Source organism: Chryseobacterium subflavum, from assembly GCF_055762745.1.
In genome coordinates this window covers 117,884-140,208 of record NZ_JBVTMR010000005.1, presented here as the reverse complement: position 1 = coordinate 140,208, position 22,325 = coordinate 117,884, and the positions used below count along the sequence as shown (strand labels likewise).

The window sequence follows — 22,325 nt, the reverse complement described above, 5'->3', positions numbered from 1 at the left end:
CATGAAAAATACTATTTTAATTTGCATGTTGCTGATAGCAGTAAAATTATACTCACAGCCAAGCCAGCTTCCCAAAGAGCCTTATGAATTTTTACTCGAACAGAATAATAAGTACGAATTAAAGGACATAGAAATTATTTCTTATTCGGCTGAACATCTACTTTCGATCCAAAAATACAAAGTAAGTAATGAGGAACCTGTTTATTTTAATAGTTCATCTCCTAGTGGGAAAATTTTAAAGGACAAAAAATTTTTGAAATTATTCTTAATAGACAGGGATGATGATTTTCTTAAGACTTATCTGGTAACACTTGTAAATAAGAACAATGGTGAGAAGACAGCCATTTATATACATCTGCATAAAGACTACTGGTTATTAAGAGATTTCTATATCAACAGGTTTTTAATAGAAACAGCTGATATTGAAGAAGGAACCTACCTTGTGAATTTTTTTGAAGATAAAAAGGAAATCGACAGTAAAATAAGAATCAATGCAACATCTTTCGCTAAAGTTTCAAATTCAAAAAAAACAAATACTAATGATTCCTCCGATCTGGTAAATTTGGATGTAAATATATCTAACAGAAATGACTATTTCATAGGATACTACCAATGGATTACAGATTCATGGATTCCTAGAGTGAAAAGAGGAGCACCGTTTTCAAATTTTGTTTTAAAAATAAATAACAAATCGATGCGCAGCTTTAAGAAATCCAATCAATTTATATCAGTCGAAGATATCTGTGCAAATAAAAATAGTTTAAATAAATTAAAATATCTATTAAACGGAGTGAATAAAATTGAACGAATAAATTTTACAACCCCAGAAAATAAAATAAATAATTATCAGGTAGAATAATACCTCTCTATTTAGGGCTGGTACCGCAGATCAACTTAAAGCACTGGAAGGTACGGGAGGAGATTATTTATCAAATGAAATTTATTATAGAGTTGCCTTTTTAAGGACAAAATATAATCCAAGTCTTAAAACGGGGCATATTCATGTTGGCTTTAATAAAGGTGATGTTAGCGGAAGTGAAAGAGATCAAATGTACCTATAATAAAAGATGTTTTAAAACAGGTCATTACAAATTTATAAACTATGAAAAATTACATTATAGCATTAGGACTTTTTATAACCAGCTTTCTCCATGCACAATTTGTACCTCAAAGATATGCGATAAAAATCTCAGATATGAATTCGGATTTGCCATCGGTTAAGCAAAACTATTCATTTTATTCTTATTCATATAAACTTTCGAATGATGAAGAGCAAGCAAAAACAAAGCAAACGATAAACAATTATAAAAACCATAATTCGGGAGAAACAGAATATATTTACGTTCCTTTATACCCTAATTATAATAATAGCAATGATGTAAGTATTTTAAAGATAGTTCATAATGACAAAGTAATGACGGTTTATTTTTCTTTTAATCGTAATTTATCGGAAGGAGAAGTCATTTACCTGGATCATTTTTATTTTGTACCGGGTACCTACTTTCTAAAGGTTGAAGAACAAGCTAATTATACTCATCAGGAAATCGGAAAGAAGGTTGTAACGCTTCCTTTTTCAAATGCGAAAATGATATCCGCGAAAAAATTACGTGATATCTTCCGTAAGATCAATTAATATCATTTCTGACTTGATTATTGACGATTAGTGATAGTATCAAAAATTTAAGTACTTTATCTTAAATACAGAATAGCTCTGTCTACTCTTTTTTCTCTAACTATAGGATAGAATTACATTCATGGGATTTCTGTGGAGAGTATTATAATGTCATGAAATAAGACAATTATTGAAACTTCAGAGTAATAGAGATCTTTCATCATAAATAATTCCGATCATTTCTTCATTCTAGTTCTTTTATTCATTTTTTCAAATCCGGAATACAATTTATTATTGATTCATTTCAGTAGTACATTATTCCCAGTGCCTTATTTCAGGGGCAAAAATCTTTTAATTTTTTAATATTCAGTCAAACTAAAACAATGCAATAGATCGTATAGAATTTATCAAACCAAGTAACAAACTAACAAAATAAGCATGTCGCTTAAACTTACAAATACCAAAACACCATGGCAACAAAATCCTTTTACCCCAATATAGGTACATTGGTTACGATTGACAATTTTCCGGAAGAACTACAATTTCTGGAAAACGGACTACAAAATGTATTAGACAAAATTTATTACAAAGAACTGCAATATGTTCAAAGCAATGACGGTTCCCAGGGCTATTATAACATTGTCCTGGTTACCGGAGAGCAATTGAAATTAGATCTTTTCGGATCAGGTTTTTCTATTGTGATCAATCCCGGAAGCGCAGGTGAAACCCTGATTCCGCTTACTTTAAATTATAACTGGCCTGTATTGGCTTTGATCAGTAACTTTAATCTCGAAACTTTTTCCTATCTACCGGCCGAATTACAAAGTATCCTTAATCAAACCCTGAATCTGAGTGATTCTGATTTAGTGCAGACTGCAGTAGGAGTTTTTGAAGGAAATCAGGATCTTCAGGCTTATAAAAATCTTGTTGATAAAATCAACCTGCATTATGGACTTTCAGGAAGTAATTCAATTCCTTATCCTGTTGAAGATGATTCTTTAAACATGGCTGAGGATATACGCTTGGCAGTAGAGGCTAATACTTTCATTACAGATGATATTCAGGAGGTAATCAATCAGGCTTATATCTTATCCGGTAACAACTCCACCTATACTGATAACTTAAATACCCTGGCTCAGAGCGTAACAGGAGAAAGTATTCAGGATTACATCAAAAAAATTATTGTTCCAAAAATTGAAGCCTCTTTAGGTTTATCAGTTGGTCTTGCTTTCCCGAGAAATATTTTACTTCCTGTGGATAATTCCGGAAATGCTATCCCAGAACCGGAACAAAGTATTTTGGTATTTGATGTAGGAAACCTGGATTTCAGTACTCAGGGAGGAATTAATTTTCAGGAAGAAATGGCTGTTAGCTTAAATCATCCCTCACAGATCGGAAACACAGGATTGGGAATAGATATCGTTAAAGCAAAGCTGGATCTGAGTAAAAATAAAAATATTCTGGAAGCAGATTTAGATGGAAGACCTCAGAATTTCATGGGAGTTTATGCACAGTATGCAGCCATCACACTTCCTTCTAAGTGGTTTAATAATGTTAATAATACAACATTACGTATTGCAGGATATAACATGCTGGTTGGAACAGGAGGTATTTCCGGGACAATTGGCCTGGAAGCTGTAAACGGTACTCCTACTACAAGTGATGATTATCTGTATGCAGATATGGGAAGCTGGAGAATTGGTTTTAATTCTTTTGATATTACTTTCAAACAAAATGATGTGATTTCTTCCAATATCAGGGCCCAACTGGATATTCCAAGATTCACGGATTCTAATGGGAATGGGGCTAAAATAGATGTTCTGGGGCATATTGATGCAAACGGAGACTTTCTTTTAACTGCTGCGGCAGTACCACCATTTGATCCTACTTTAACTTTACCCAATGTTTTCAAACTTCACTTAAAGTCTGTAGAACTTGGGAAAGAAGATGGGAAACTTTTCATTGGCGCTTCTGCGGATGTGGAGTTTTTAGGTTTCCTTGGTGATTTATTAAAAGGTCAAACTCTAAGTATATCTACCCTAAGAATCTATAGTGATGGTCATATTGATTTCCGTGTAAATGGTGGAAATCTGACATTACCTAAACCTATTAAGATCCCGATTGGTCCTGTTGATGTATCTGTTACAGCGATTCACTTTGGGTCGCATGAAAGAGAGAAAGGGGGAATGATCCGTAAATATAACTATTTTGGCTTCGATGGCGGCGTAAGTATAGGTATAGCCGGTGTTGATGCCCGTGGAGATGGGATTAAATATTATTATACCATAGATGATGGTCCCGGAAAATCGCATGATGCTTATCTTCATATTCAGACGATCTACGTGGATATGGTTATTCCTGCAAATTCCAGTGATCCGAATGTAGCCATTAAAGGCTGGTTATCTATTCCTGAACCGGGAGAGTTCCAGGAATATAAAGGGGGAGTGAGCTTAAAAGTAAAAAATCCACGTATTGCCGGAGGGGTAGATATGCGGTTAGCTCCTAAATATCCTGGATTCCTTATTGATGCTAATATTGAACTTCCTAATCCGATTCCATTAGGTCCCGTTTCTATTTTCGGATTCAGAGGCTTATTAGGATACCGTTATGTAGCTGAAAAAGAGGCGATAGGAATGACTTCTCAAAACACTTGGTATCAATATTATACAGCACCACAAAGAGGTGTAAACGTTAATAAATTCAGTAGACCTGATCAGACGGAACATTACAGTTTTCCGTTTTCTCTTGGAGTTGGCGCACTACTGGGAGATACCGTAGCGAACGGAAGTATTATTTCAGCAAATGCTATGCTTTTATTATCCTTACCTTCCATGGTGATGGTAGATGCAAGAATGAAGCTTTTATCAAAAAGGGTAACCTTCACAGATGATCCACCGTTCTTTGCCTTCTTTATTTTTGGGGATAATTCTTTGGAATTCGGTTTTGGGGCTGATTATAAGTTCCCGGAAAGTTCAGGGGATATCATTAAAATCTACGCGGAGATTCAGGCTGGTTTCTTCTTTAATAATCCTTCTGCATGGTATATTAATTTTGGAACACAACAGGCACCGATTTCTGCGAAATTATTAAAGGATCTGTTTACATTGAAAGCATTTTTGATGATTTCAGGAAAAGGAATCCAGGCCGGAGCAAGAGGAGAGTTCAGGTTTGACAGAAAGTTCGGACCTGTAAGTATTTTCGTATTGGCTTACCTTGAACTGGGAGGAAAGATCAGTTTCCAAAAGCCTCAGATGGGAGCTTATTTTGAAGCAGGACTGGCCATTGATATCAATGTGAAGATCATTCGTATTTACGCAGCAGTAACTATCTTGCTCGCCGTAGAGTCTCCACGGCCATTTATGATTTATGGTGCATTTACAGTAGAATTTAAAGTGAAAATTTTATTCTTTAAACTTAAATTCAAAGCGAAGATCGAATTAAAATGGGAATTTAATAAGGATGTAGACAGAACGCCTGTCAATCCATTTACGGAAGTACCAGAACAGGTGGAAGGACTTGTAAAAGGAATCAGTATGCTAACAAATGAAACTTTTGATTTGTTGCAAGTGAATGCCGCCAGTGCAGATAATCTTAATCCTAATACGATTCATAATGTAGTTCCGCTGGATACCTACATTGATATCAAAACCACAAAAGGCTTATTGCCGGCTGCGGCTACAAATGCAGTGATTGGTGGATTTACAAACCCTGCAGACTATTATGTAGATCTTGTTCCACCCGATAAGGTAATGAAGGGTCTGGAATTAAGACAGGTAAAACATCAGTATACTCTGGAAAATATTGAAATAAAAGCCCATAACGGATCCGGATGGATCAACTATAATCCTTTCAAGGCAATAGAACCTGCTAACTCTCTTTTGGATAATCTTAAAGCCGGACAGTGGCAGAAAAAAGATAATCAATATAATGCAATCAGATTGTTGGCAACCACTCCTTTCACTTATACGGAGCAAGGAAATCCTGGATGGTTTATACCTGAGCAATACGGAGTAAATGCATCTACGTTATTCTGCGAGGGACAGCATGTAGAAAACTCTGTTTCAGATTTTTTAGATAAACCATTGAATACCCTGTATTATGCATCTACAAATAATTTCTTTCAAAGTAAAGGAGCGTCATATCAGATTTCAGGAGATGTACAGTACACGGTAAATCCTGATGGAAGTATTACGATGCAGGGAGATTCTGCAAAAGTATCTGATGCTATCAATAGTTATGGTTTCATACAATCACTAGAGTTTAAAAACCATTCTAAGTTGACAATCATGTTGCCGGCACCTTCTACTGATATTGAACTTAAATTAAGTACGTACAGTTCCGGGGTAACTGTTGCATTCTATAGTCCGATAATCGATGATAGCCAGTCCTTTGTACAATATGATATTACAGAAAAATATTATTACAGAGATGAACTTATCAATCCTGTAACAGCACCAGGTGGTTTACAAAACGGGATTACTAAAATTGTAATTACTCCTGATGTAGCAGATAGTGTTGCAATTAATCTGATATTAGAACAGATGGCACAGCTTATGGATCAGGGATATCAGGATGCCTTAGCTCATGGAGGGATTATTGATGATGTGAAACCGAGTAACCCGGATTTATATAATGAGTTGGTGAAACAGCTTCAGGAATTACAATCTCAGGGATGTGGTGGTGAAAGCAGACAAGAAAAATATGAAATTGTCTGTAAAATATTTCCTGATCTGGTAAGGTATTACAATAACAATTTCTTCCTGCCTTTCAATACCAAAGGGGTATCGCCGGGAGTAGAACAATACAATTATGTACAGCTTATCAGGGAAAATATAGAAGCGGGAATTTTTGAAGAGGTTTTCAACATTCTGGCATCAGCAGGTATTCCGTCAAGTTTATTTGAACTTTATGTAAAGCAGTATTACGACTATTTAAAGAATTTAAAGGAGTATCTTGATCAGAATCCTGATAATTTAGAAGAGATTGTTGGACGTTTTAATAATTTGAGAACGAAATTCAAACAGATTAATAACCTGTTGAAAAATATGAATCCTTGTGAAGATGGAAAGCTTTGTAATTTAAGTGATTCCCTTTCCTATCAGGAATTTGGAGAGTTCAGTCCAAAACCTCCAGTAAGCCGTTCTCCACTATTAGAGACTTTATACAAGTTTATAGAGGAAAATCCTGAGTATAACTATTTATATGAAATTTTACATAGGCAGATAGCTACTCTTGAAACTATTATCAAAGAAGGCTGGGGTACTTATAATCACTTTAAAGTAATTTTCGATAATGCTTGTAAAGAAATTATTTCAACTCTTGCGGATCTCGGAAACTGTTCCGCAAATAAAAGCTGTTTTACCTTATTTCATGAAATAAAATGGTTATCTGTAGAAGATTATGCTTATAATATCAGTATCCCTTCACAAGGAGCTATCACACAGGATACCCAAGCGGCAGTTGATGCGATTACCAAATCGATTCAGCCTATCTGGAGGCCCGATACATCTTATTTTGTAAGATTTAAACTAAAAGATACAGTAGATAACGGGCAAGGACAGCAGACTTTTGATTATGCTTATGCATTCCGTACAGGAGGTCCACTTGGATTTTTCCATTTGGATAAAGATTCTACCTATGGAGATATTCCGGTAGCCAACTCTAGTCATATTCTTGAAGATACCGTAGGGATCATTCGAGACACTAACGGCAATGTTGTTCAAAACGATCTTACACCACATCCTGATTTATATCCGCATACGTCATTGAGGGCTTATATTGATTATCAGCGATCGTATCCTAACGCGGATGGAAATATTGTGAATGCCAAACCATTGTTTTACGACGATGTAACGACTAAAATTTCTATGTATTTTACTTCCAGCTATGTATCTAAGTTACTTGACGGTTGGGAAGATTATCAGGGATTAGGAAAGCTTGGAGGAACCATGAAGATTATCATTAAAGATCCTGTAGAAGGGGTGTCTATTGTTAATCCGCCTAGATTAGATACAACAGAACAAAATATTCAGCTTTCACAGGTAGATATACCACAAACTATCGAAGAATGGTCACAAGATGATAATCCGGCCATACCACCGGTATTGAATCAGTATTTTAATATGCTGAATAGTGGAGAGAATTGTACAGGAATTGTAACATTGGTAAAGCCAAAGTCTTTCTATCGTATAGTAACTCCTAAGAGACTTAAGCCTCAGAAATTATATACTGCACAGGTACTCAATTTCTATTGGGGGAAAGATCAACAGGTAAATATTTCTCAAATTACGGAAGATCTTAAGCTTAGATATGCTAAAGAAGTTCACAAGTTTGTATTCCAGACTTCCCGTTACAAAGATTTTAATGAGCAGGTACAAAGCTGCTTTATACCATATTTTGATGAAAATGGAGATGAGGCAACCAAACAGGCAGTTTATAAAATTGAAAAATCGATTACAGCAGACAAACTTGAAGCAGCATGGAATGTTATTCAGGGAGTTTCTAATCCTTTGAGTGAGGCTATTGCTCTTCAATACCAGCATCCTTTTGACAGGATACTTCAGGGATTATTTGGAATTTCCCCATTAAAAGATGCTCCTACTACGGAATTTAATAAAATTGTGGATCCTGTTACAGGCAATGTAGTTGCTCTACTGATCAGAAATCCTGAACCGTTTAATCATCCTAAAATTCCTTTAGAATATATCAATAGGAGTATAAATAATAAATATGGGATGATAGATGTAATGAAAATTGCAGCAGGAGGAGGAAAACCAGCTGTAGATCAAAATTATAAGGTGATCTATTCCAAAGATTATGCCCAGGCAATAGTTATGAATGCAGGTAAATCAATTACTGCAGAAGAATTGAACTTCCAATTTGTTTACAGGGTGTGGAACGGAACCATCTATGAAATATCGGATTCAAGAATAGTATACAATATCAAAATAAATTAATAATGTCATCAACTAAAAATAATACAAGCATGATTGCTGCATCTCCTATCAATGATTCATTTTTACAATCAGATTGTCTTTATATTCAGTCTGCAGGTTCTTTAGGAAATGACAGTACAGCAGGAATTCACCTCAGATGGGCCTTAAAAGGCCCAGCTGCTGAACACCTTCCAAAAGGAGATCATTTTCAAAATGCTCCTGAAGGTTTTAATAAACCAGACGATTTTATCTCCATTTTCAGGGCACCATATTATCCGGTAGTAACATCTCTTTTTCTGAAAGAACAACCCACTACGGTAATTGACAATGAGGCCTTATGGTTATATGGAAATAAAGAAGGAAGAAAGTTTTATGTATATTTCAGAAACACCAGCAAGTATCAACAAGTACGCGCTAATATTGATCCTTTTTCAGATCCTGCTGCTTTTTTCGAGCACTACGGTAGTAATGTTATAGAGGTTGAATGTAAAGAAATGTTGTTTTTTGCATCACAGTTATATCCATCTTCCAATGGTTCTTCAAAAACAGAAGTTCTTTCTGTAGAAACCAATAAACTGAATCTTCCTAAGAATGTAACATTCAGAAAAAACATTGTTGATTTTTCAGAAAAAATATTTGCTGAAAATGGACGTAGTATCCGTTTTGTACCTGCCAATTGTATAATAGAACGAATTGATTTTGAATTTTATGATCAGGTTTCCCTGAGAACAAAATGGGAGGAAATAGGAAAGTACAGCCTTTCGTTGGATGATAGTGAGGTAATAGACCGAAGGCTGGAGCCGGATCCTGGCAACCGTCCTGTCCATGCAACATGGTCCAGGTATAATGACGGCGAGTATGTGAACATAAGAAACTATCATGAGAAGTGGAGTAATTTACCCGATCCTAGGAATACAATCAAAGATTCTGTAAAACAATATTTACAATTAAGTGATGATCCTGCAAACCCTCAGGCACTGGAGTCCTATTATCTGAATGATGATTCAAGCGACCCAAACACCCCTTTGGAGGTTTCACATTTAGCCATTCTACAGATGGCGTCATTGGATTATCATGTGGCAAGGATGTTGGGATTGGGCTGTCTCGATCTTAATGATCAGGTGTATAAAGGGGAGAAATTCATATATGCTGCTCAATATACTACTATTGCAGATCTTAAGGACGGACAAGGAATAAAAGAAGTACATCATGCCTATATCACATTACCAACTTCCATTGAGGATGAACGACCTAGCTTACCAGTTGATCTAAAGGAACCTGTTCCTGGGATTTTTTCTGCAGATCCTACAGTAGGAGGTTCAGCTTCAGGTATTATTGATGCTGAAGGCTATACTCATGATGGTACAGGAAGGTATATTAGCTTATTAGCTGAAGAACTCAATCCTGATGAGCCGGAAGACAGTCCGTTTTATTTTTCGAATGCAGAATTTGATATGTCTAAATTTACGTATCCGGTATATGTGGGTATTGAATACAGGGATATTGGCGAAAGTCAATGGAGAGTTCCTGAACTTCCTCATGACCCTGGATTCGTTAATGTAGACAATAATGGAAACGATTCTAAAAATGAAACGGTTGCTATCGGTATTCCTGACTTTGGTGTGCCTGCCTATTTGCACAAAGAAACAAAATCAGGAAAACATGTATATGGGTCCTATGGAGTCAATTGGTTCTCCAGATCACAAGTTTCATCCATAACCTGGGAAATAGAATCAGATATTAAGCCTGCTAATACACTTTTGCCTCCTTCAAGTGTTAATGCATTCCTTATTCAGAAAGAACAACCTTTGTTGCTGACCTCTCAGAATGAGCAGGAATTGCTTGCCCAGATCACAGGAAACGATAAAACCCTTGTACGACTGACTTTTGAATATGATGCTGCTCAGGATATGGTCTCTTATCAAAAAGCAATCAATGGTGAGCAGCTGGTTGATTTTAATCCGCTTCCTGATAACGAGGAATTATTTGCAGATGAAATAGAAGTTTTCTTCAGGCCAGAAATGCCGAAACAGGTGTTCGGGATGATTGATGCGATCTCTGATCTGTCCGGAAATCCTTTGGTTTCGGTTATTCAATCAAAAGACCTTCCCCTAACGAGTGCTAATCAGTCCCTTTCCCCGACCATTCCTCCCGGGCAATTTCAGAATTACATAGGAGGAGTATTTAAAGTAGGAAATGATGAATATTTTATTCATGATATTGTTTCAGGATCCAATCCTACTTATCCTGTGTTTCATATTCTGAAAAAGCAGGTAGGAAATGCTTTTGGTCAAAGTACAACAGCTCCTTTTGATCCTTTGAATTTTGTGACCCCATCTGTAGATGAAGCTTTTATGATTGTAGAAAACATGCAGAACACAAGTACATGGGGATCTGTTAATCCACATCAGGTAAAAGTGAAAATAGGGAATAACTGGCCTATTTATACAGAAGAGATAAACATTACTTCAGGGCAAGCTCCGGATATAACTGAAAATACATATTTCAGGAAATTCAGAGGCATCAACAGAAATGCATCTGTTAAGCAATATACGGATCAATTTACACCTGTTTTTTCTGGGGTGTATGAGATTACATTTCCTGGATTCACATTAAATAATCACTTGCAGTATTCCAATGTTCCAGGTGCTGATAGTATACAATGGTATAGAGGAAGTGTTCGTATTGCCAGAGATAATGATCCGGGAGGGGAAAGAAAGACGCTAAAGGTTCTTAGGATTGATAATATTGGAACGGGAGAATTAAAAGTATATGCACAGGATGAAACTTTTGCAACAGATCCGTTGCAGGCTTCAGTGAGCAGAACTGTAGATGTTAATTTTTATCCGGGCTATAGAGCTTACCTTTATTATAATGCTCCGTGCCGCCTTACTGAAGGTCATCTTCTTCCACAAGATGCGGATACGCTTGAAAAATATTCCATTTTCGGATTGCGAAGCTCTGATCTGCAATATGCCTATCAGTCAAGGATATCTACACCGTCATTGTTATTTGGAAGAAAAATAGAAGCCCCAATGGTTCCTCAGTTGCCACTAGGTGCCCAATATGCAACAAGGCCGGATTATTTTGGAAGATCAAGCTATGCATTTACTACAGAATATGCCCATAGGCCGTTCAGTGTAACATTTTTAAGAAGTAATGATGATATTCTGTTAACATCTTTATATAAAAATACTGAAGATTATGGGGTAGTACCTGAGCTTAACTCTGTAGAAGATATCAGGATGAAGAACGGAGATGAATTTTTTAATTCAAGATTATCGGATTTAGCCAATTCGACAATAGATTTAGGAACTGGTCAGTTTAAAACGTATAATGGATACGGTTTGCCAATACCTAATAATCCGAGGCTTTTTGATGGAATCAATGAGTTTATCAGCCAACATAATCAGCATTATCAGGAAAACTTACCAGATGTTTCTTCTTCACAGGTCAATTCAATGAATCATATTATTATTCCAGCCGATCCTAATGGAAGGTATGGTCAGCTGAAATTCTATGATTTCGTAAAGCAGACCATTCAGAATACTTACGTTCCATTAACGGAAATACCTGTTATTTACCAACATATCAAAGGTGGAAGCTATCAGCCGATTCCTAAAGCACAAGTCATTAGAGACAGAAATGGTACGCTCCTTAACCCTACATCTCCAGAGTTTGATATGGCTCCGATGATGAAAGTGTTATCAACAACTCCTAGTCATAAGACCCTTTTTGTAGATTATACCCTGGATGGAGCTTCGACGAGTGTTTATTTTTATTCGGTAAGAGAAACCAATGCACAAATGGTTCAGAGTGAGCCGAGTCCGGCAATCGGACCGATAAAGATGGTAAACTCATTCCCATTAAGAACTCCGGAAATTAAAAGTGTTATTCCGGTATTGGAAAACACTATTTTAAGCAGCTCAGCGAAAATGCAGGTGAATATTAATCCGTATGACAAAATCCATAATGTTAAGAAAGCAAAACTTTATCGCGCTCTTAATATGGCCGATGCAACCTCCATACGTACGATGACTCTTGTAAAGGAACTTGATCTTGAAGCTGAGGGAGTATTAAATAGCGAAATCTGGACAATGGAAGATGATTTTTCCGATCTGCCGGAGGTACCTTTTGGTGATCCGTTATATTATAAAGTTACTGTAGAAGCTGAAGTAGAGTATGCTAATGCAAATTACGATGGCTCTGCTGATGTGATTGTGACGGAATATGCACCTTCGGAAGCATCTAAGCTTATGATAACAATAATAACTGAAAATATACTGCCTTCATCTCCCGAGTTAAAATTCGAGTCCGATGCGATAACCGGGAATGAGGTTACGTCTGCAATACTTAACTGGAAAGAGCAATGTTATAAAGGGAAATACCATCTTTATAAATTGAATAATCAAGGGAATTGGAAAGAAATTGCCAGAATGAATATTCTTGCGGATAATGTTTCTAAAGTTCAGCTCTATCTTTTTGAAAATGATCCTGTCACCAACATACCAATGTGGATGCCTAAAGAAGTTTTTGATGTTAATGATCATACTTTATTCCTAAGATTAGAAAAACTTGGCCTAGATCCTCTTTCAATTGCTGATCCGGATGGAAATCCAATTTATCATCATTTTAAAATGATCACTGAAAATACGGCAGGTATGTTAAGTAAGGAAGATAAGGTTTTAACTGTTTATGATGCTGGAAGTTGGACAGATATTGGAGGGATTTCTTCAGATGGAACAGATGGAATGATCATAGAGCAAACTTTTATCGTTAGTCCAAATTAACCCTTAATTGTAATTAATAAAAATGAATCAGTTCCTCCCTACTTTATGGGAGGAGGAACTGATCATGAAAAAATAAAAATTATGATAAAAAAAACAATAGCAGCTTTAAACGAATATTTTAAAGCTGGAAAGCGGTCGACAGAAAGCCAGCTTGGAGATTTCAAATTACTTCAGAAAATAGAAAAATTAACATTATACATCATTTCTCTAAAAAAAGAAATTGGTGTTTTACAACGAAACTAATTATGGCAAAAAGAGATATACAAGAGTTAAAGGATTATTTTAAAACGGGCAAGAGGCCAACTGAAAGTCAATTTAGTGATTTCATTGATAGTTATTTACATTTGGACGATCCGAGATTATCTTCTGAAAATTACAAATACAAGGATTTCTTCATTTTTTTTCCTCATCAGCAGAATGACCTTGCCGTTGATATCTTACTGGGAAATGGTTATGTCAATGGTGAATTTGAAGTTCAGATTGTAGGCTCGTACAGTAATGAAAATACGATTGGAATAATCCGAAAACAGATTATTTTCGGGGGAAATCCTGATAACAATATTTGGTATCCATCGGTTTCCAGGGTTATGGAAGCTTCAGGACCCATTGTTGACAATATTTATATAGGAGATATTATCTGGGATGCTACCTTAAATCAATATAAATTAAGTATCTATCATACCAGAGCGACAGGGAATCCTTACAGTATCAGGATCGTGCAGCAATCCCAAGGAACAGCAGTTGTAGATAATGCAAAAGTTTCAGGAATATATGCCAAGCCTGTTGCAGGTCAGAACAAACACTATGTTTATTATAGCAATAATTTTGGAATAGGAACCGCGAATCCTCAATCCAGATTACAGGTTATCAGTTCCTTTAGTGAACCGCAAGATCCAGGCGCAGTTATCATTGGAGATACCGCATTACCTAACTTAAGAATGGGATATAATACACAGAACACTTGGATTCAGAGTCATGCCGGATCTCAATTGCATATTAATCCCTTAGGAAATACCTTAGTGCTAAACAGAGATGCGGGTAATGTGGGAATTGGAACCCAAAATCCGGATCAAAAGCTAACTGTAAAAGGAAAAATACATGCAGAAGATGTAATTGTAGATACCAATGTTCCTGCCGACTATGTATTTCAAAAGTATTTTGATAATACTTCTTCCATCAGACCGGATTATCAAATGCCTACGTTAAATGAGCTGAAATCATTTATAAAAAAAAATAAACACCTTCCGGAAATTCCATCTGGAGATAATATTATAGAAAGTGGAATTAAAGTCGGAGATTTCCAGATGAAATTACTTCAGAAAATTGAAGAACTGACTCTTTATATGATTTCTCAAAATGAAGAAATTGAGAGATTAAAAAATTTAATAAATTAAATAAATCATGGCAAAGAAATCCATCACAGAATTAAAAAATTATTTTAAGTCAGGAAAAAGACCAACTGAAAGTCAGTTTGGAGACCTTATAGATAGCTATGTGCACCTAGATTCAAATAATGCACCTTATTTACCTCTTTCAGGAGGAACAATGACGGGCGGCATAAATCTTGGGCAAACAAATACAAACGGAATATCCAGAGATATGTCCGGTGTAACAACTAGCTCTAATTTTTCAAGATATTTTACAAAGCTAATAGGTTCTAACGGAGATATAGATACATTTGGATACTACGGAACCGTTACAAGTAGCGGAGCTGTAAATTTGAGTTGGGGATATATTGGAGGATCAGCCTATAACAGTAAAAATGCAATCAGATGGACCTCTGACCAACGTGTCGTTGTCGGAGCCAGTTCTTCTGTTGTTCCAACTACGGGATATGCCCTAGACACTGTAGGAAATCAATATACGAGAGGAAATGTTGATTTAAGTGGAAACATAAACAGCACCACCGGAGAATTAATTCTTCAAAGGCAAGGTACAAATAAAGTGAGAACCAATACATATAGTTTGATTCTTTCTGGAGAGACAGCCGCAGGAAACATATATTTAAGACCACAGGGCGATAGTACCAGTGCAGGTCAGGTTATTCTTAGTTCAGCTGGCACACAATATGTTGATGCTTACAATCTAAACTTTGGTACCCAGACGACTACTGGATCTGCATTGTTTCATACTAATGTAGCAAGTGCAACACCAGGATATGGTTTATGGATGGGACATAATTTGCAGTTCAATGGAACAAACTTTATTCAGCCCAGAGGAAGTTTAGCATCATGGGGATTTACAGTAAACAATCATAAGAATTTTTCATTTAATTATGCAACAAACTCTGGAACCAACGGGAGTTCGGTGTCTTTAACAGAAGTTGTTAAGATTAATAATACAGGTACTATTACTACCTTAAATCACGGAGATTCCTCTCAATGGAACAATGCTTTCACACAGGGGTTGATATACAGAGGATTAGTTGGTAATGTTGACCTTAATACTATTACGACAACTGGATTTCGGATACAAGGAGGTACTGCTAATGCTACTCCTGAAAATAATCACCCCGTATTGCTCGCTGGACTTTTAAAAGTATTTGCAACAAGCACTCATATCGTTCAGGAGTATATCACGTATTCAATATACAATGATTCCTACAGAAGGTATTATTATAATGGAACATGGTCACCATGGACAAAAGACTGGGATTCAAATGATTTTTCACAGCAAAATATTAACAACTGGAATGTTGCATTCGCCAGAAAAAATGAATCTGGGCAGATAAAAGTAAGTTATGCAGGATTGTCTGTTTCTAATTTTACAGCCAATACATATAAGCAACTTAATATTAATATTGCTACTCCAACAATTGTATCTTCACCCGTCACAAAATATCCCAATAGTACACCAAATAATTATAAAGGAATCTTTGATTCGGGAAGAAATGGAGGATCAACAACTTATTCCGGTAGATTAATAGAAAATCCAATTCCCGGACAGAATCATAGATGGAGAATTATGGGTAGTTTTTCTGATAGAACAAATGCTTTATCAGATACATTAACCCTTGGAATCAGACTGAAAAATCCTGTGAGTGGATTTTCTCTAATGGGAGTAATTACGGTTGCTCCACAACAAAGTTCAGGCGAGTTTTCTTTATATTATGATACTATTGCTGATGCAGCCTCAATCTCTTCAGCGAATGGATATATACTAGAAGTAGTTGCAAGTAGTACAGACGCTAACTTATCTGTTAACATTAATTCTATTACAAGATTTTCAGAGGCTATAGAAGCTTAGTTTCGAAACTTATAAACTGTTATCTATGTCTTGATACAAGTACCGCGATTACTGCGGGGCAATATGTAGGAGCGGATTCCCATATTTATCTTTGGTTTAAGTTACCGAACGTGTATTACTCCAGTTTTAAAGTGGATTCAATGCGTGTAGGAAACGGAACTCTTATTAAGGAAGGAGATCTGGAACTGATTGTAACAAATACTCCACAACTATAACCTTAATTCTAAATTCTATTAGAAGATAAACCCAATCCCTTTTAAACTTCGGTTTAAAAGGGATTTTTGATTTTGTAAACCCATTTGGAATACAATAAATATAAAATACAGAGAAGTTATCATAGGATATGACGTAGTACAAACAATCATTCTATCTTTACTTTATTAAATAGTAAAACAGATAAAAAATATAGAAATGGAAAGAACAGAAGTAATTATTAATACACACAACAGGGGAGAAGTTCAGTTATTTTCTGATGATCAGAAGATAGGAAAAATGGATATCTCAGTTATAGGACAAAAATTAACCGTTTATCATACAGAGGTAGATCCTGAACATGAAGGAAAAGGTTTTGCTAAAATACTATTGGAGAAACTTGTTTCTTATGCCAGGGAAAATAATTTGAAAATAGTTCCTCTATGTCCTTATGTTTTTGCGCAGTTCAAAAGACATCCGGAAGAATATAATGATGTCTGGTTGAAAGAATAAATATAATAATTGATTAAGCTTCCTGTGGGAGCTTTTTTTGTACTTTATAATGATCAGTTACCAATGTTTAATCTTTTCCCGGTATTGATTAGCTATAAGTTTTTTAAAGTCAAAAAAAATCCCGATTTTTGCAACCCTTTCAATAATCCCGAACATTCATGAAACTTTGTATTGCCGAGAAACCCAGTGTTGCCAGAGATATCGCCAAAGTTTTAGGTGCTACTACACCTAAACAGGGCTATATGGAAGGAAACGGCTATTGTGTAACCTGGACATTCGGACATTTATGTACGCTGAAAGAACCGCATGATTATGGTCCGCAGTACAAATCCTGGAATCTGTTTTTATTACCGATCATTCCCAATAACTTTGGAATAAAACTGATTCCGAATAAAGGAGTTGAAAATCAGTTTAAAGTAATTGAAAAACTGGTGGAAGAATGTGATGAGGTCATTAACTGCGGGGATGCCGGACAGGAAGGAGAATTGATCCAGCGTTGGGTATTGCAGAAGGCAAAGTGCAATAAGCCGATTCAACGATTATGGATTTCGTCCCTAACCGAAGATGCGATTAAAGAAGGATTTGCTAACCTGAAACCTGCGGAAGATTACAAAAATCTGTACCTGGCTGGAAATGCCAGAGCTATCGGAGACTGGTTGCTTGGTATTAATGCAACACGCTTATTTACGAAAAAATTCGGAGGGAATAAAGCCGTTCTTTCTATCGGCCGGGTACAAACTCCAACCCTTGCAATGTTGGTTCAGCGTCAGAAAGAAATTGACGCTTTTACCACAGAAGAGTATTGGGAACTTAAAACGAAATACCGCGATGTTATTTTCAATGCTGCGATTGATCGTTTAAAGACACTGGACCGAGCTGAAAAAGGATTGGAATATCTTAAAGTAAATCCCTTTGAAATCGTTTCATTTGAGATCAAAGAAGGAAAAGAAAAGAACCTGAGGCTTTTTGACCTTACGGGACTTCAGGTGGAAGCGAATAAAAAATACGGATATTCAGCCGAAAATACGCTTAATTATATTCAAAGCCTTTATGAAAAAAAACACGTGACTTATCCGCGTGTGGATACGACGTATCTATCTGAAAATTTATATCCTAAAATAGAAGGAATCCTTCGGAAAATGTACTTTTATCAGGATTTAATTGCTCCACTATTGGAAGCTCCTATACCGAAATCCAAAGCTGTTTTTGATGATTCGAAGGTAACGGATCACCATGCAATTATTCCCACCGAAGTTCCACCATCCCAGAACCTGAGCAGGGAGGAAAAGCTTATTTATGATCTGATCGCCAAGCGTTTCATTTCTGTTTTTTATCCCGAATGTAAAATTTCCAATACATTGGTAGAAGGAAAAGTGGGAACTATTCCTTTTAAAACAAGCGGAAGACAGGTTTTAGAGCCGGGATGGAGAGCTGTATATGCCAAAGAACCGAAAGAAGAGTCTTCAGATAAGGATAAAGAAAAAGAAGAAGAGCAAACCATTCCTGAATTTACAGTAGGAGAAACGGGGCCGCATGATCCAATAATCCATCAGGGAAAGACATCCCCTCCAAAACCATATACCGAAGCAACGTTGTTAAGGGCAATGGAAACTGCCGGAAAGCAGGTTGATGATGAAGAGCTGCGTGAAATGCTGAAAAACAACGGGATCGGAAGACCTTCTACCCGGGCCAATATCATAGAAACTCTTTTCAAACGAAAATATATTGAGAAGAAAAGAAAAAATCTTATTGCGACGCACACCGGAATTCAACTAATTGATACTATTGAAGATGAATTGCTGAAAAGCCCTGAACTTACAGGAGAGTGGGAGTTAAAGCTTAGGAAAATAGAAAGTGGTGAATATGAAGCCAATCAGTTTAAAGAAGAACTGATCCAGATGGTCTCTGAGCTTACAAGAAAAGTAGTGGACGGGAAAGGAAAAGTGATCACTTTACAGGAAGAAGAGAAAGTGGTTGAAAAGAAAAAACGCGAACCTGCTCCTAAAAAGGAACTTCAGTCTTTTGAGGAAACAAAATGCCCGAAATGCAAAGAACACAATCTGATTAAGGGGAAAACCGCAGTTGGATGTTCAGATTTTAAAAATTGTGGTTTTAAAATACCGTTTGAGCTCTTTGGAAAAAAGTTATCCGAAAAACAACTTCTGGATCTTATTCTTAAGGCAAAAACATCTAAATTAAAAGGTTTCAGTACGCATCCGGGTGCCCTTACGGAAGGTGTCCTGTCATTATCTGATGATTTTACGGTGCAACTAGGTTAACTCACATTATCATTGTGAACTGAAGTTTTTTTTGATTAATCACAAGAGGACAAGATCTTTCTGATCTTTGATTTTTGTGATTTGATATTTTATATGCGTTTACCTTAAAAAGTGCTGCTGGGATTTTCAATCCTTTTATTACATTTGTAAGAATCATATTTCAATCCATGACACCTGAGAAAAAACAACTGATCATAGACAGTTTCAACCGCTCCGAAACCTTAAAATTCTACAAAGCTGAGCTTCTTGAAGTAGAAACCGATTTCATATCCATTAAAATCCCAAAGATGGAAATGATGACCCGTAAGGCAGGAATGTTTAATGGGGCAATGATCGCTTCTCTGGTTGATGTTTCTTCGGGATATGCTGCGGTAAGCAATTATAAAGATGATTGTTACGTAGTGACCATAGAACTTAAGGTTAATTATTTAAGGCCTGCAATGGGAGATGCTTTGATTTCAAAATCATACGTAGTAAAAGGAGGCGGGAAGATCAGCGTGATCAGAACTGAAATTTATACAGTGGACGAAAACGGATCATCCGAAACTCATGTTGCCACATCATTGGTGACGATGATGAGACTTAAATAAGATTTAAAAAGAATAAGCATGAACAGAAAACTGCAGGTAAGCATTATTTCCTACAGGATTAAACATTCCCCAGATTCCAACCGGAAGCTGATAACCCGCAATGGAAAATGTTTTGGTAATGATCAGACTGATCTCATTAAAACCTGCTTCTTGAGCAAAAAAGTTTCCTTTTTCACCTTTGGGATTATGTAAGGCAAAGGCATATCCGATCCTCCCTCGTACCGCGAGGTTTTCTTTTGTATAGAAAGGATATTCTGTTGAAACAAAAGAAGAATATTTATTGTGTGTATTGTCCCTATCCCTATCCCGGCCAAAGACTACCGTATTCCAGCTTAAGACTAAGGGTAGTTTCTCACTTATTGTATAATATGACCTGAAATCCCAGAAGCGCCCTGTTTCACTTGCATTGTAATTAAAAAATTCTTTGTTGTTATAAGTGGCACCAGGTGAAAAATTATAAATATCCCAGAGTTCCACCATAAGGTGCTTATTTTTGTATCCAATATAATTGTCAAACTCTTTATAGGAGCCATCTGCATTTCCTCCGGCCCAGAATCCTCCGTAAAAATTCTTACCATCTAAATGAACATCACCGGTATATATGAAACCTGAGGAAACTTCCTGACCTCGCCACAAATGACTGTTTCTGAGCTGCAATGCAGAATGCAGTTTCTGGCCATAAACCCATGAATTTCCAATGATGATGGAAATAATCATCAACTTTTTAATTTTAATCATAATGCTGAGTGTCTTTTTGATTACAACATTCCTGTCCGGTAAATGAATACCGGAAAAAAGGAATGTATAAAAGAAATGAATGGTTAGTTAATAATATCTTTCTCCCGGATCTTAGATCCGAAGAGTGCATAAGAAAGCATAAGCAGTTCACAGATGACCGTTAATATCCAGGTCCATCTCCATGAGCCGAAAAGATCAGCCAGTCCTCCTTGAAGTAAAGTAAATACCGCACCGCCAAATACAGCAGAAATGAATACACCGGATGCTTTTGAGGTATATTTATTCAGACCCTTTATAGAAAGTGTATAAATACAGCTCCACATAGAAGAATGTAAAAGCCCGATGGCAACAAGGAACCAAAGGTTCTGGGTGATCATTGAAGTAATCGCCAGGATGGTAGCAAGAACTGTTGTCGTTGCAAGCTGTGTTCTCGCTGAGATCTTATTGAAAAAACTAGAAATAGATCTTCCAACAAGGAAGCCTCCCCAATATAAAGTAGATAATAATGCATGAATTCCAAGGTCCATTCCGCCGATAATAATATCCGTTTTTCCGAAGAAAGTGATCGGCTTTCCCGATTCCATAAGCTCAAAAGCATTCAGGTTGATATTGGCTCCGATGGCAACTTCGGTTCCTACATAAAAGAAAATGGCAACCACACCCAAAGCAAAATGGCGGAATGACCAGATGCTTCTTTCCAGTTTTTCTCCTGCAACGGCTCTCGTATTTTCAATATCAGGAAGATGCAGTCTCTTGGTGATAGCCATCACCGTAACAATACAGATGATCAGTACAGAGAGAGGTAGTAGCAGCTGTTTTATTTCAATATTTTCAATGGAGATACCACTGAACATCACGATGGTCACAAAGAAAGGTGCTGAGGTCGTACCAATAGAATTGATGGCTGTTAAAATATTCAGTCGTTGTACGGGCTGTGTCCCCTTTAAAGGATAAGAGGCAGCATAAGGATTTACCACCACCTGAATAATTGCTGCAGAAGTTCCCATTAAATAAGATCCGGCTACAAAAATGATAAACCCAAAGGGAATAATGGCATCACCGATCCTGAAATCCACCGAAGGAAACTGATAACCCACCCACGAAGAACATAAATACATCATCAATCCGGAGATCATAAAAAACAAACCTCTTAGGATCGTATTTTTATATCCAAAGGCATTGACCCATTTGCTTCCTAAAGTGCCGTTTAACAAATATCCTAAAAAGAAAAAGAAAGAAATGAGCGTGGTGAAGGTGTTTTTCAGACCTCCCGCATGAGCCAGAAAAGTAAATTTTAAAGGAGCCTGCAACTGTTCATTAACAGTTGTCAGAAAACCAACGATAAAATAAATGAAAGTAATAATAGCAAAAGGAAGGATACTGCTGTCAGACTTTATTTTCAAAGCTTTTATTTCGGAATTTGTTTGCAT

12 protein-coding genes are annotated in these 22,325 nt (G+C 36.5%); 10 read left to right on the top strand and 2 right to left on the bottom strand.

The window, feature by feature from the left end:
* Position 1 precedes the first annotated feature (1 nt).
* The 10 genes from AC0INN_RS19760 to AC0INN_RS19715 all read left to right on the top strand — a co-directional run bounded on the left by AC0INN_RS19760 (position 2) and on the right by AC0INN_RS19715 (position 20,157).
* On the top strand, positions 2-859 hold the full coding sequence (locus AC0INN_RS19760; protein WP_273648533.1) for a hypothetical protein: 858 nt from the start codon (positions 2-4) through the stop codon (positions 857-859).
* A gap of 243 nt (positions 860-1,102) precedes the next feature.
* Positions 1,103-1,633 (top strand): hypothetical protein, encoded by a 531-nt coding sequence (locus tag AC0INN_RS19755; protein WP_273648532.1) that lies wholly within the window; start codon positions 1,103-1,105, stop codon positions 1,631-1,633.
* 449 nt (positions 1,634-2,082) lie between these two features.
* Complete coding sequence (locus AC0INN_RS19750; RefSeq protein WP_306614712.1) at positions 2,083-8,568, top strand: hypothetical protein; 6,486 nt, start codon at positions 2,083-2,085, stop codon at positions 8,566-8,568.
* Between the two features lie 2 nt (positions 8,569-8,570).
* A complete protein-coding gene (locus AC0INN_RS19745) occupies positions 8,571-13,337 on the top strand; it encodes a hypothetical protein (protein WP_306614711.1) in 4,767 nt (1,588 codons plus the stop codon).
* Positions 13,338-13,418: 81 nt separating this feature from the next.
* Positions 13,419-13,580 carry a hypothetical protein gene (locus tag AC0INN_RS19740; protein WP_273648529.1) on the top strand — a complete coding sequence of 54 codons (162 nt, stop codon included), beginning with the start codon at positions 13,419-13,421 and terminating at the stop codon, positions 13,578-13,580.
* Positions 13,581-13,582: 2 nt separating this feature from the next.
* A complete protein-coding gene (locus AC0INN_RS19735; protein WP_273648528.1) occupies positions 13,583-14,731 on the top strand; it encodes a hypothetical protein in 1,149 nt (382 codons plus the stop codon).
* Between the two features lie 7 nt (positions 14,732-14,738).
* Positions 14,739-16,583 (top strand): pyocin knob domain-containing protein, encoded by a 1,845-nt coding sequence (locus AC0INN_RS19730; RefSeq protein ID WP_306614708.1) that lies wholly within the window; start codon positions 14,739-14,741, stop codon positions 16,581-16,583.
* 411 nt (positions 16,584-16,994) lie between these two features.
* Positions 16,995-17,288, top strand: a complete 294-nt coding sequence (locus AC0INN_RS19725) for a GNAT family N-acetyltransferase (protein ID WP_172279285.1) — start codon at positions 16,995-16,997, stop codon at positions 17,286-17,288.
* A gap of 158 nt (positions 17,289-17,446) precedes the next feature.
* Entirely contained in the window at positions 17,447-19,567 is a 2,121-nt protein-coding gene (locus AC0INN_RS19720; protein ID WP_273648526.1) for a type IA DNA topoisomerase, read from the top strand.
* Between the two features lie 167 nt (positions 19,568-19,734).
* Positions 19,735-20,157 (top strand): PaaI family thioesterase, encoded by a 423-nt coding sequence (locus tag AC0INN_RS19715; protein WP_172279721.1) that lies wholly within the window; start codon positions 19,735-19,737, stop codon positions 20,155-20,157.
* 3 nt (positions 20,158-20,160) lie between these two features.
* Here the strand turns inward: AC0INN_RS19715 and AC0INN_RS19710 are convergent, their stop codons facing one another.
* Both AC0INN_RS19710 and AC0INN_RS19705 read right to left on the bottom strand, forming a co-directional pair.
* Complete coding sequence (locus AC0INN_RS19710; protein ID WP_306614705.1) at positions 20,161-20,895, bottom strand: hypothetical protein; 735 nt, start codon at positions 20,893-20,895, stop codon at positions 20,161-20,163.
* Positions 20,896-20,978: 83 nt separating this feature from the next.
* Positions 20,979-22,325 carry an MFS transporter gene (locus AC0INN_RS19705; RefSeq protein ID WP_273648524.1) on the bottom strand — a complete coding sequence of 449 codons (1,347 nt, stop codon included), beginning with the start codon at positions 22,323-22,325 and terminating at the stop codon, positions 20,979-20,981.

Coding starts and splice junctions, on each gene's coding strand:
- AC0INN_RS19745 (WP_306614711.1), top strand. CDS start 8,571: ATGTCATCAACTAAAAATAATACAAGCATGATTGCTGCATCTCCTATC.
- AC0INN_RS19720 (WP_273648526.1), top strand. CDS start 17,447: ATGAAACTTTGTATTGCCGAGAAACCCAGTGTTGCCAGAGATATCGCC.
- AC0INN_RS19705 (WP_273648524.1), bottom strand. CDS start 22,325: ATGCAAACAAATTCCGAAATAAAAGCTTTGAAAATAAAGTCTGACAGC.
- AC0INN_RS19715 (WP_172279721.1), top strand. CDS start 19,735: ATGACACCTGAGAAAAAACAACTGATCATAGACAGTTTCAACCGCTCC.
- AC0INN_RS19755 (WP_273648532.1), top strand. CDS start 1,103: ATGAAAAATTACATTATAGCATTAGGACTTTTTATAACCAGCTTTCTC.
- AC0INN_RS19710 (WP_306614705.1), bottom strand. CDS start 20,895: ATGATTAAAATTAAAAAGTTGATGATTATTTCCATCATCATTGGAAAT.
- AC0INN_RS19725 (WP_172279285.1), top strand. CDS start 16,995: ATGGAAAGAACAGAAGTAATTATTAATACACACAACAGGGGAGAAGTT.
- AC0INN_RS19750 (WP_306614712.1), top strand. CDS start 2,083: ATGGCAACAAAATCCTTTTACCCCAATATAGGTACATTGGTTACGATT.
- AC0INN_RS19735 (WP_273648528.1), top strand. CDS start 13,583: ATGGCAAAAAGAGATATACAAGAGTTAAAGGATTATTTTAAAACGGGC.
- AC0INN_RS19740 (WP_273648529.1), top strand. CDS start 13,419: ATGATAAAAAAAACAATAGCAGCTTTAAACGAATATTTTAAAGCTGGA.
- AC0INN_RS19760 (WP_273648533.1), top strand. CDS start 2: ATGAAAAATACTATTTTAATTTGCATGTTGCTGATAGCAGTAAAATTA.
- AC0INN_RS19730 (WP_306614708.1), top strand. CDS start 14,739: ATGGCAAAGAAATCCATCACAGAATTAAAAAATTATTTTAAGTCAGGA.